Source organism: uncultured Sphingomonas sp., assembly GCF_937871615.1.
Lineage (GTDB): Bacteria > Pseudomonadota > Alphaproteobacteria > Sphingomonadales > Sphingomonadaceae > Sphingomonas.
The window spans coordinates 1-11,116 of record NZ_CALMPA010000060.1; the positions used below are offsets into that span (position 1 = coordinate 1).

The window sequence follows — 11,116 nt, forward strand, 5'->3', positions numbered from 1 at the left end:
CCGCGCTTTCGCGGCGAGCGGCTCCGCGCCGCGCATCCTGCTTGGCGGCATGGCGGAGCGCGCGGAGAACAGCGCCGGGCGCGGGCAGCGCGTGAGCGAGCGGCTCGTCGCCGATGCGGCGACACAGGCGGAAGCGGCGCGCGCGCAGGTGGAGGTGCTGACCCCGCTGACGATCGCGCTGCCGCCGAGCGGCATCCCCGCCAACGCCGATGTGCTGACGCTGGATGAAGTGTCCGTGCGCGGGCTGGGGCCATGGTCGCTCGCGCTGCGCGGGCCGGAGCGGGTGGCGGTGAGTGGGCCGAACGGCGCGGGCAAGACGACGCTGCTCAAGCTCGCCGCCGGGGCGATCGCGCCGGACAGCGGCGCCGCGCGGCGCACCGGGCGGCTGGTGATGCTCGATCAGCATGTCTCGCTGCTCGATCCCGCGGCGACGGTGCTCGGCAATCTGCGCCGGATCAATCCGGGGCTGGACGAACAGGCGGCGCGGGCGATCTGCGCGCGCTTCGCCTTCCGCAACCGGGACGCCTTGAAGCCGGCGGGGGTGCTTTCGGGCGGCGAACGGCTGCGCGCCGGGCTTGCCTGTGCGCTCGCCGGGGCGCGTCCGCCGTGCCTGCTGCTGCTCGACGAGCCGACCAACCATCTCGATCTGGAGTCGATCGAAATTCTGGAGCGCGCGCTCGCCGAGTTCGACGGCGCGTTGCTGGTGGTAAGCCACGATCCGGCGTTCCTTCGTGCGATCGGCATCGGGCGCGAACTGCGCATCGGGCAATCACCGTCTCGACATTGACCCCGGCGCCTCCTATCCGCGCGTAACGTCTCAGGGGGAGCTTTATGCCCAAAGCCAGTCAGGTTCTCGATCGCGTCCTCGTGCTCGAAATGGTGCGCGTCACCGAAGCCGCCGCGATCGGCGCCTCCACGCTTGTCGGGCGCGGGGACGAGAAGGCCGCCGATGCCGCCGCCGTCGAAGCGATGCGCGAGGCGCTCAACAGCCTCGACATCGACGGCACCGTCGTGATCGGCGAAGGCGAGCGCGATGAAGCGCCGATGCTGTTCATCGGCGAGAAGGTGGGCACCGGCAACGGCCCCAAGATCGACATCGCGCTCGATCCGCTGGAAGGCACCACGATCTGCGCGAAATCCGGCCCCAACAGCCTGGCCGTGCTGGCGATCGCGGAAGCCGGCGGGCTGCTCAACGCGCCCGACGTTTACATGGACAAGCTGGCGATCGGGCCGGGCTATCCCGAGGGCGTGCTCGATCTGGACAAGACGCCGACGGAGAATATCCGGGCGATCGCCGCGGCCAAGGGCGTCGAGCCGCATGAGATCATGGCCTGCGTGCTCGATCGCCCGCGCCACGAGAAGCTGATCGCCGAGCTGCGCGCGATCGGCTGCGGCGTGGTGCTGATCGGCGACGGCGACGTGGCGGGCGTGATCGCCACCACCGATCCCGATACGACGATCGACGTTTATATGGGATCGGGCGGCGCGCCCGAGGGCGTGCTGGCCTGCGCCGCGCTGCGCTGCGTCGGCGGGCAATTCAAGGGCCGCCTGCTGTTCCGCAACGATGACGAGCGCGCGCGCGCGCGCAAATGGGGCATCACCGATCTCGACCGGCAATATGATCTGAAGGATCTTGCCAAGGGCGACTGCATCTTCGCGGCGACCGGCGTGACCGATGGATCGCTGCTCGAAGGCGTGAAGCGCCGTGGCGACCACATGACCACCGAGAGCGTGGTGATGCGCGCCTCCTCCGGCACGGTGCGCTGGGTGAAGGGCGAGCATCGCATCGAGCGGTGAGGTGATCGCGGCGGCGCTGCTGCTCGCGGCATTGCCCGCCGCGAGCTGGTATGTGCGGCGGCGGCTGGCGCTCGATCTCGGGCACGGGCGCACGGGCGCCTATCTGGCGGTGACGCTGCGGCAGATCGGCGGCTTCGCGGTGCCGGCGCTGGCGGCGCTGGCGCTGGCGGGCGAGTGGCGCGCCCTGTGGCGGGTGCCGGAGAGCTTCGCGCGGCTTGCCGATACCTGCGGCATCGCGGGATGGGTTGCGCCGGGCGACGGCTGGACGCTGCTGATCGGCGCTGTCGGCGGGAGCGCGATCGGCGCGGGATTCGCTTTCCTCCAGTGGCGCCGCCGTGGCCGCAGGGGGCCGATGTTCGGCGAACTCGGCTGGCTGCTCCCGCGTGACCGGCGCGATCTTCGCTGGGGCATGGTGCTATCGCTCGTCGCGGGGGTGGCGGAGGAGATATTCTTCCGGCTCGCCGTGCCGCTGCTCGTCTCGCTGGTGACGGGGAGCGCGCTTGCCGGCTTCATCCTCGCCGCGCTGATGTTCGCCGCAGCGCATCGCTATCAGGGCATGGCGGGCGTGATCGCCACGGGGGCGATGGGCATCGCGTTCACCGCGCTGTATCTTGCGAGCGGGGCGCTGTGGTTGGCGATCGCCGCGCATATCGTGGTCGATCTCAACAGCCTGGTGATCCGGCCCGCGATTACCGGCGCATGGAGGGCTTGAGAAAAACCGTTCGTAAGCTAAGGAGTGTGCCAGGTCGCGAGCGTGATCGCGCAGCGCGTGGGAGAGTGAAGACGATGATCGACCTCGATGCCATCCAGTGCCTTTCGGATATACCGGCCGCGCAGGCGAAAGCGCGTGGCGATCAGGTGGCGGTGCTGTTCGATGGGCAACCGACGACTTTCGCGGAACTGAGCGCCCGGACCGACGCGGTGGCGCAGGCGCTGATCGCCGACGCGGCGAAGCCGGGCGACCGGATCGCGATCCTGACCAAGAACCACCCCGGCTGGTATCCCCTATTCTTCGGATCGGGCCGCGCGCGCACCTGTTTCGTGCCGGTCAACTGGCGCCTTTCGGTGCCCGAGGCGACGTTCATCCTTTCCGATTGCGCGCCGACGCATCTGTTCGTGGGCGAGGATTTCTTCGCCGAGGCGCTGGAGATGGCGAGCGCGATGGAGCGCCGCCCGCAGATGATCGCACTTTATGGCGAGCATCCCGATTTCGTGCCGTTCGACGCATGGCTGGCGCGCGGCGCGGGCACGGTGGTGGCCGATCGCCCGTCGCTCGATGACGATGTGCTCCAGCTCTATACCAGCGGCACGACCGGGCGCCCGAAGGGCGTGGTGCTCACCAACCGCAATTATCGCCGCTTCATGGAGATGGCCGAACAGGTCGACGGCTTCGCTTATGAAGCCGGGCGCACGATGATGGTCGTGATGCCGCTGTTCCATGTGGCCGGCGCGAATTTGGGCATTTCGGGATTGGCGCAGGGATGCCGGATCGTGCTCATCAAGGAATTCGTTCCCGCCGAGGCGATCGCGATCATGCTTGAGCAGGAGGTGAGCTACGCCTTCCTCGCGCCCGCGATCATCCTGATGCTGTTGCAGGCGCCGGAGATCGCGGGGCAGCACTTTCCGGAACTGCGCAACATCTCTTATGGCGCATCGCCGATATCGGAGGATGTGCTGGCACGCGCGCAGGCGGTGTTCGGTTGCGATTTCGTGCAATTCTACGGCATGACCGAATCCGCCGGCTCCGGCTCCTATCTCTCGCCTTCGGCGCATCGCGCGGGCGGATTGCTCAAATCATGCGGCAAGCCATGGCCCGGCGTGGAAATGGCGATCGTCGACGCCGATGGCGTCGCGCTGCCGGCGGGCGCGATCGGCGAGATCGTCATCCGCGGCGATATCGTGATGAAGGGCTATTGGAACCGCGACGAAGCGACCGCCGAAACGCTGGCCGGCGGCTGGCTCCATACCGGCGATGCGGGTTTCATGGACGCGGACGGATATTTCTTCGTCCATGATCGGATCAAGGACATGATCGTTTCGGGCGGCGAGAATGTCTATCCCGCCGAAGTGGAGAATGCGATCGCCGGATGCCCCGGCGTCGCCGACGTGGCGGTGATCGGCGTGCCCGACGAGAAATGGGGCGAGGCGGTGAAGGCGCTGATCGTCGCGGACGGCGAGGGGCCGACCGCCGATGCGGTGATCGCCTGGGCGAAGGAACGGATCGCGGGCTATAAGGCGCCCAAATCGGTCGAGATCGTCGAGGCGCTGCCGCGCAACCCATCGGGCAAGGTGCTGCGGCGCGAATTGCGCGCGCGATATTGGGCGGGCCGCGATCGCGCGGTGGGATAGGGCGCGCCGGCCCGTTTTTCGATGCGGCTTTCGTTCCGGTTGAATCCGGGCGAAAGCCGCGCCGCTCAGCCGCGCAGTTGCTCGTGGTGGCGGATCACCTCGTCGATGATGAAGCGCAGGAATTTCTCGCTGAACTCGGGATCAAGCTCGGCATCCTCCGCCAGTTGGCGCAGCCGCGCGATCTGCGCTTCCTCGCGGCCCGGATCGGCAGGGGGCAGCCCCGCGACCGCCTTGTGCCGGCCGACGGCCTGCGTGATCTTGAAGCGTTCCGCGAGCAGGCAGACGAGCGCCGCGTCGATATTGTCGATGCTCTTGCGATAACCCTTCAGCACGTCGTCCGGCATCATGCCTCCTCAAGTCTGCCACTCGCGCGCCTTTTGCGTGGCGCCGCCGCCGCGCGCAAGGCTTGTGGCGGCACCATGTGCAAATCACCCATATTGCCTTTTCAGGCCCGTGGCCTAGAGCCGGACGCCTGATGAGCGCCACCATCCACCGCCTGGCCGACCGGCCCCCCTCGCTCGAACCGATGATCGAACTGGTCGCGGGCGACATGAACCTCGTCAACGCCGCGATCCTCGATCGTATGCAATCCCAGATACCGCTGATCCCGGAACTCGCCGGGCATCTGATCGCGGGCGGCGGCAAGCGTATGCGCCCGATGCTGACGCTCGCGAGCGCGCGGCTGCTTGGCTATATGGGCACGCGGCATCACCGGCTGGCGGCGGCGGTGGAGTTCATCCACACCGCCACGCTTTTGCACGACGATGTGGTCGACGGCTCGGACCTCAGGCGCGGCAAGCGCACCGCCAATCTGATCTGGGGCAATCCGGCAAGCGTGCTGGTCGGCGATTTCCTGTTCAGCCGCAGCTTTGAGCTGATGGTGGAGGACGGCAGCCTCAAAGTGCTGAAAATCCTCTCCAACGCCAGCGCGGTGATCGCGGAGGGCGAGGTGAACCAGCTCACCGCCGCGCGGCGGATTGATCTGGGCGAGGATCGCTATCTCGATATCATCAACGCCAAGACCGCCGCGCTGTTCGCCGCCGCCTGCCGCATCTCCGCCGTGGTGGCGGAGCGCCCGGAGGAGGAGGAGGCCGCGCTTGACGCTTATGGGCGCAATCTGGGCATCGCCTTCCAGCTTGTCGACGACGCGATCGACTATGTTTCGGACGCCGGCACGATGGGCAAGGACGCGGGCGACGATTTCCGCGAGGGCAAGATGACGCTGCCGGTGATCCTCGCTTATGCGCGCGGCGACGAAGCCGATCGCAAATTCTGGAAGGACGCGGTGGAGGGGCGCCGCGACAGCGACGAGGATTTCCTCCACGCGGTAAGCCTGGTGCGCGAAACTCGCGCGGTGGACGATACGCTGGCGCGCGCGCGGCATTACGGCCAGCGCGCGATCGACGCGCTCGGCCCGTTCGCATCGGGCAAGGCGAAGGACGCGATGGTAGAGGCGGTGGAGTTCGCGATCGCGCGGGCTTATTGATGCGCATCCGCCGATCGACCGCCGGTGACGGCCAACGCGTGCTGGCGATCTGGCGCGGCGCGGTGGACGCCACGCATGATTTTCTGAGCCGCGAGGACAAGGAGGCGATCGCGGCGGAGGTCGCTGATTTCCTGCCATCCGCGCCGCTGTGGCTGGCGGTGGACGCGGATGACCGCGCGCTTGGCTTCATGCTGCTCGATGGCGCGCGGATGGAGGCGCTGTTCATTGATCCGGCACAGCGCGGCAAGGGGATCGGCCGCGCGCTGGTGGAACATGCGCTGGCGGGCGCGGCGGAAATTCTCACCGATGTGAACGAGCAGAACGCACAGGCGGTGGGGTTTTACGAGCGGATGGGCTTTGTCGTGACGGGCCGGTCGGCGCTGGACGGGCAGGGGCGGGGTTATCCGCTGCTGCATCTGAAATCGGGTACGCGGTCTTAACCCCCTGTCGCTAAGGCGTGGCACAATGCTGCGCGTTCTCACCCTTTCGTCATTATTCCCCGATGCTTCGCGACCCAATTTCGGGGTGTTCGTCGAGCGGCAGACGCTTGGGCTGGCCGCGCACCCCGATGTTGCGTTGACGGTGGTTGCTCCGATCGGCGTGCCGCCGTGGCCGCTTGACCGGCATCCGCATTATCGCGCGCTGGCTGGCCTGCCGGAGCGGGAGGAGTGGAAGGGCGTCGAGGTGCTGCGCCCGCGCTTCACCGTGCTGCCCGGAACCGGGGGGCGGTTTCACGCGGCGGCGCTGCGGCGCGCGGTGCGGCGCGCGATTCCGGCGCGCGCGTTCGACGTGATCGACGCGTCGTTCTTCTTTCCCGACGGGCCGGCGGCGGTGGCGCTGGGGCGCGAGCTTGGCATTCCGGTGTCGATCAAGGCGCGCGGCGCGGATATCCATCACTGGGGGCACGCGCGCGCGACCGCGCGGCAGGTGCGCGCGGCGGGGCTGGCGGCGGATGGGCTGCTGGCGGTGTCACAGGCGATGGCCCGCGACATGGCGGCGATCGGCATTCCGGCGGAAAAGGTGCGGGTGCATCGTACCGGGGTCGATCTCGCGCGGTTCGCGCCGGTGGATCGGGCGGCGGCAAAGGCGGCGCTCGGCGTCAACGGGCCGCTCGTCGTGTCGGTCGGCGCGCTGATCCCGCGCAAGGGGCACGATATCGTGATCGACGCGGTGGCGCGGCTCGACGGCGTGAGCCTGCTCATCGCCGGGGAGGGCGCGGCACGCGGCGCGCTTGAGGCACAGATCGCACGGGCGGGGCTTGGGCGTCGCGTGCGGCTGCTCGGATCGGTGCCGCATGGCGAGCTGCCCGCGCTGATCGCGGCGGCGGACGTGATGGCGCTGGCCTCGTCGTCCGAGGGGCTGGCGAATGCGTGGGTCGAGGCGCTTTCCTGCGGCACGCCGATCGTGATCTCGCCGGCGGGCGGCGCGCGTGAGGTGGTGACCGCGCCCGAGGCGGGGCGGGTAGCGCCGCGCGAGGCGGGGGCGTTTGCGGCGGCGATCGGCGAATTGCTCGCCACGCCGCCTTCAGCGGAGGCGGTGCGGGCGCACGCGCTGGGCTTTACCTGGGACGCGAATACGGCGGCGCTTTACGCGCATCTTGCCGGGCTGGTCGCGGCGCGTCAGGCGATCGGATAGAGCGCGGCGGCGATCTGCCGCCCTTCGCCGCGCAGCACGCCCCAGGTGCGGGCGGCGGCGCGGCTGTCCATCGGCTCGATCCCGATCCCGCGCTCCTCCAGCCACGTCACCAGCGCGCGCGGCGGTCGCGAAAGATCGTCCCCGGTGCCGAGCAGGATGAACTCCGGGCGGGCGGCGACGAGCGGGGCGAGATCGTCCGCGGTAAGCGCGGCAAGCGGCGGCGGAGACCATGCGGCGACCGAATCGACCGTCATCATCAGCGCGGGGAAAATGCCGTCATCGGTGCGGAACCCCGCCGGGCCGATCCCCTTGATGATCGGCCCGGCGGGATCGCGCGTGCGTTCGAGCTTCACCCTTCGCGCGGGCCGACGCGCTCGGCCCGGTCGTTGCCGCTCGACGCGGGGGCCGGCGGCTCGGCGCGCAGCCCGAGCGAGATGAGCAGCGAGGAGGAGACATAGACCGACGAATAGGTGCCGACGACGATGCCGAGGATCATCGCCGCGGTGAACCCGCGCAGCACATGGCCGCCGAGGAACAGCATGGCGAACAGCGCCAGCAGGATCGTCACCGAGGTCATCACGGTGCGCGGCAGCGTTTCGTTCACCGACAGGTTGATGATCTCGCGCATCTCCATCTTGCGATAGCGGCGCATATTCTCGCGGATACGATCGTCGATCACGATCTTGTCGTTGATCGAATAGCTGACGATCGTGAGCACCGCCGCGACGATATTGAGATCGAACTCGAACTGGGTGATCGCGAAAAAGCCGAGCGTCATCAGCAGATCGTGGACGATCGCGACGACGGTGGAGACGCCGAACTGCCATTCGAAGCGGAAGATCGCGAACAGGCCGATGCCGAGGATCGCAAGCACCACCGCGAGCACGCCGTTGCGGATCAACTCACCCGAAACCTTGCCGGAAACGGTGGAATAGCGGCTGAACGTCGCGCCGGGGAAATTCTGCGCGAGCGCGGCCTCCACCTTTTTCACGACGGCGTTGGTCGCGCCCTCGTCCGCGCCCTGCTGCGCAGGCAGGCGGATCGTGATCGTCCGGGGATCGCCGAACTGCTGGAGCGAGGCATCGCCGAAGCCCTGTTCGTCGACGACCTTGCGGACCTTGTCGAGATCCGGCGTGGTCGCGAACTTCTCCTCGATCATCAGCCCGCCTTCGAAATCCACGCCGAAATTGAGGCCATGGTAGAAGGTGAGGCCGACCGCGAGGACCGACAGAAAGAGGGTGAGACCGAACGCCCAGCCGCGCAGGCGGACGAAATCAATGTTCGTATCGTCGGGGACGAGCTTCAGGAGTTTCATCGTATCGCTCGCCTTCAGATATTGATCGTCTTGGGCTTGGCACGGCGCAACCAGCCGGCCACCAGCATCCGGGTGAAGGTGACGGCGGTGAACACCGAGGTGACGATGCCGATCAGCAACACCACCGCGAAGCCCTTTACCGGCCCCGAACCCAGCACGAACATGATGACGCCCGAAATCGCGTGGGTCATGTTCGCCTCGAAGATCGTGCGGCTCGCCTCCTTATACCCCAGTTCGACCGACTGCACGATATTGCGCCCGCGATGCCGCTCTTCACGGATACGCTCGTTGATGAGCACGTTGGCGTCCACCGCGGTGCCGATCGTCAGCACGAAGCCCGCGATGCCGGGCAGGGTCAGCGTGCCGCCGATCAGCGCCAGCACGCCGACGATGACGAACACGTTGATGATGACGGCGAGGTTCGCATAGAGCCCGAACCGGCCGTAAGTGACGAACATGAACGCGACGACCAGCGCCACCGCGACGGCGGAGGCGAGGATGCCGGCCCGGATCGAATCCGCGCCGAGATCGGGGCCGACGGTCGATTCCTCCACCACCTTCAACGCGACGGGCAGCTTGCCCGAACGCAGCGCGATGGCGAGCTGGTTGGCGCTATCCACCGTGAAGCTGCCGGAGATCGAGGCGCGACCGCCCATGATCGGCTCGTTGATATTCGGCGCGGAGATCACGCTGTTATCGAGGATGATCGCGAACGGCTTGTTGACGTTATCCTGCGTCACCTTGGCGAAGCGGCGCCCGCCCTGGCTGTCGAAGGTGATCGCCACCTGCGGCTCGTTGGTCTGCGGCGAGAATTCCTGCCGCGCGTCGGTGAGCATATCGCCGGTGATGATCGCGGAACGCTTGACCGCGATGAACGGCACGCCGCTGGGATTGTTCGGATAGGGCAGGATCTGGCTGCCGATCGGCGCCTGCTTGTTGCGAAGCTGATCCGGGGTCGCGCTGGTGTCGACCAGCTTGAATTCGAGCTTGGCCGTCTTGCCGAGCAGATCCTTCAGCGCCTGCGGGTTTTGCAGGCCGGGCACCTGCACGACGATGCGGCTGGTGCCCTGGCGGATGATCGTCGGCTCACGCGTGCCGAGTTCGTCGATACGGCGGCGGACCACTTCGGTGGCGTCGCCCATCGCGCGATCGACCGCCTGATTGAGCCCGGCGGCCGTTGGGGTGAGGACGAAGCGGCTGGTATCCACCACCGCGATATCCCATTCGCGCTGGCCCGTCATGCCAGCGCCGCCGCCGGTGATCGACAGCAGCCGCTCCCGCGCGGCATCAACCTGCGTCGGATCGCGCAGCAGGAAGGAAAGCTTGCCCTCGCGCGTGGAGATATCGCCGATCTCGATCCGTGGATCCTGGCGGCGCATCTCCGTCTGCACCTGCTCGCGCATCTGCTCCAGCCGGCTCGACTGGAGATCGTTCACATCGGCTTCGAGCAGCAGATAGCTGCCGCCGGCGAGATCGAGCCCGAGGTTGATGCGCGGGTGCGGGATATGGCCCCATTGATCCGTCAGCCGCTGCGGCAGCAGACTGGGGATCGCCAGCGCCACGAGCACGGCGAGCAGCCCCCAGATCGAAAGGACTTTCCAGCGCGGGAAGTCCAGCATCTTAGTCGTTCGCCGGCTTGCCGCCGAGCGGAGTGACTTCCGCCAGCGTCGCCTTTACCACCCGCACGCGGGTGTTGGGCGCGATTTCAACCTCGACGACGGTGTCTTCCACCTTGGTCACCTTGCCGAGCAGGCCGCCCGCGGTGACGACCGAATCGCCCTTCTTCACGCCGCTGACCGCGCTTTGCAGCGCCTTCATCCGCCGTTGCTGCGGACGGATCATCAGGAAATAGAAGACGATGAAGACCAGGAACAGCGGCGCGAGGCCGAGGAATCCGGCGATCCCGCTCTGCTGCGCGGCGCCCCCCGCCACCTGGGCGTAAGCTGGAGAAATGAGCATTTTACCCGTTCATTATAGTACGGCGGGCGAAAGACCCGCGCGGAAGCGTGCGGCGCTATCATCGTAACGATAGCGGCGCAACATGAGGCGATGTTAAAGCCGCGCGCGGGGCACAACAGCACCGACGCGAAAACGGAGTGGATGATGACGATTCTGGTGATGGGGACGATCCGGCTGGCCGCCGGGGAGGGCGCGAAAGCGGCGCAATTGCTCGCCGATCATGCGCAGGCGGTGCGCGCGGAGGCGGGGTGCGACGAATATTGCTTCGCATTCGATGCCGCCGATCCCGATCTGATCCGCGTCGCCGAACGCTGGGCGAGCGTGGAGGCGCTGGCGGCGCATGGCGCAGCGGAACATCAGAAAGCGTTCGGCCGCGCGCTGCGCGCGCACGCGCCTCAGGAAATGGCGATCGACGCGTGGGACGGGATGCATTGGCGCAAGTTGGTGTGAGGCGGCTTGCGTTGTTGCCGGAGCGCGCGTAGAGGCGCCGCTCCGGTCGGGGCGTAGCGCAGCCTGGTAGCGCATCACACTGGGGGTGTGGGGGTCGCAGGTTCGAATCCTGTCGCCCCGACCAA

At 67.7% G+C, this 11,116-nt stretch carries 13 protein-coding genes and 1 tRNA gene; 9 read left to right on the top strand and 5 right to left on the bottom strand.

Translation table 11 applies throughout. From position 1 onward, the window contains the following. The 4 genes from Q0316_RS16775 to Q0316_RS16790 all read left to right on the top strand — a co-directional run. A partial coding sequence (locus Q0316_RS16775) for an ATP-binding cassette domain-containing protein (protein WP_298674448.1) occupies positions 1 to 787 on the top strand: 787 nt, incomplete at its 5' end. A 44-nt stretch (positions 788 to 831) separates the two neighbouring features. Beyond that, positions 832 to 1,797 carry a class II fructose-bisphosphatase gene (gene glpX / locus Q0316_RS16780; protein WP_298674449.1) on the top strand — a complete coding sequence of 322 codons (966 nt, stop codon included), beginning with the start codon at positions 832 to 834 and terminating at the stop codon, positions 1,795 to 1,797. Position 1,798: 1 nt separating this feature from the next. Further along, positions 1,799 to 2,509 carry a CPBP family intramembrane glutamic endopeptidase gene (locus Q0316_RS16785; protein WP_298674450.1) on the top strand — a complete coding sequence of 237 codons (711 nt, stop codon included), beginning with the start codon at positions 1,799 to 1,801 and terminating at the stop codon, positions 2,507 to 2,509. Between the two features lie 74 nt (positions 2,510 to 2,583). Then, positions 2,584 to 4,146, top strand: a complete 1,563-nt coding sequence (locus Q0316_RS16790; protein ID WP_298674451.1) for a long-chain-fatty-acid--CoA ligase — start codon at positions 2,584 to 2,586, stop codon at positions 4,144 to 4,146. 65 nt (positions 4,147 to 4,211) lie between these two features. Here Q0316_RS16790 and Q0316_RS16795 read toward each other — a convergent pair whose 3' ends face one another. Continuing rightward, on the bottom strand, positions 4,212 to 4,490 hold the full coding sequence (locus Q0316_RS16795) for a chorismate mutase (protein ID WP_298674452.1): 279 nt from the start codon (positions 4,488 to 4,490) through the stop codon (positions 4,212 to 4,214). Between the two features lie 131 nt (positions 4,491 to 4,621). On the opposite strand from Q0316_RS16795, the gene Q0316_RS16800 reads away from it, so the two are divergent. Genes Q0316_RS16800 through Q0316_RS16810 form a run of 3 tightly spaced genes read left to right on the top strand, consistent with a single transcriptional unit; the run spans position 4,622 to position 7,267 of the window. Beyond that, positions 4,622 to 5,632: a polyprenyl synthetase family protein gene (locus Q0316_RS16800; protein WP_298674453.1), complete on the top strand. Its 1,011-nt coding sequence runs from the start codon at positions 4,622 to 4,624 to the stop codon at positions 5,630 to 5,632. Then, positions 5,632 to 6,072, top strand: coding sequence for an acetyltransferase (locus Q0316_RS16805; protein WP_298674454.1), 441 nt, complete (start codon positions 5,632 to 5,634; stop codon positions 6,070 to 6,072). Before Q0316_RS16800 ends, Q0316_RS16805 begins: the two co-directional genes overlap by 1 nt. Before the next feature lie 25 nt (positions 6,073 to 6,097). After that, positions 6,098 to 7,267: a glycosyltransferase gene (locus Q0316_RS16810; RefSeq protein ID WP_298674455.1), complete on the top strand. Its 1,170-nt coding sequence runs from the start codon at positions 6,098 to 6,100 to the stop codon at positions 7,265 to 7,267. Here Q0316_RS16810 and Q0316_RS16815 read toward each other — a convergent pair. The 4 genes from Q0316_RS16815 to yajC are packed head-to-tail and all read right to left on the bottom strand — an operon-like array spanning position 7,252 to position 10,541. Then, complete coding sequence (locus Q0316_RS16815; RefSeq protein ID WP_298674456.1) at positions 7,252 to 7,620, bottom strand: Mth938-like domain-containing protein; 369 nt, start codon at positions 7,618 to 7,620, stop codon at positions 7,252 to 7,254. The genes Q0316_RS16810 and Q0316_RS16815 overlap by 16 nt on opposite strands. After that, the gene (secF, locus tag Q0316_RS16820) at positions 7,617 to 8,582 is read right to left on the bottom strand and encodes a protein translocase subunit SecF (RefSeq protein WP_298674457.1); all 966 of its coding nucleotides are present in this window, start codon (positions 8,580 to 8,582) and stop codon (positions 7,617 to 7,619) included. Before secF ends, Q0316_RS16815 begins: the two co-directional genes overlap by 4 nt. A 14-nt stretch (positions 8,583 to 8,596) precedes the next feature. Continuing rightward, positions 8,597 to 10,201: a protein translocase subunit SecD gene (gene secD, locus Q0316_RS16825; protein ID WP_298674458.1), complete on the bottom strand. Its 1,605-nt coding sequence runs from the start codon at positions 10,199 to 10,201 to the stop codon at positions 8,597 to 8,599. Position 10,202: 1 nt separating this feature from the next. Then, complete coding sequence (yajC, locus tag Q0316_RS16830) at positions 10,203 to 10,541, bottom strand: preprotein translocase subunit YajC (RefSeq protein ID WP_298674459.1); 339 nt, start codon at positions 10,539 to 10,541, stop codon at positions 10,203 to 10,205. A gap of 144 nt (positions 10,542 to 10,685) precedes the next feature. Here yajC and Q0316_RS16835 point away from each other — a divergent pair, with 144 nt between their 5' ends. After that, positions 10,686 to 10,991, top strand: coding sequence for an antibiotic biosynthesis monooxygenase (locus Q0316_RS16835; RefSeq protein WP_298674460.1), 306 nt, complete (start codon positions 10,686 to 10,688; stop codon positions 10,989 to 10,991). A 47-nt stretch (positions 10,992 to 11,038) separates the two neighbouring features. Beyond that, a tRNA-Pro gene (locus tag Q0316_RS16840) sits at positions 11,039 to 11,115 on the top strand. Position 11,116 lies beyond the last annotated feature (1 nt).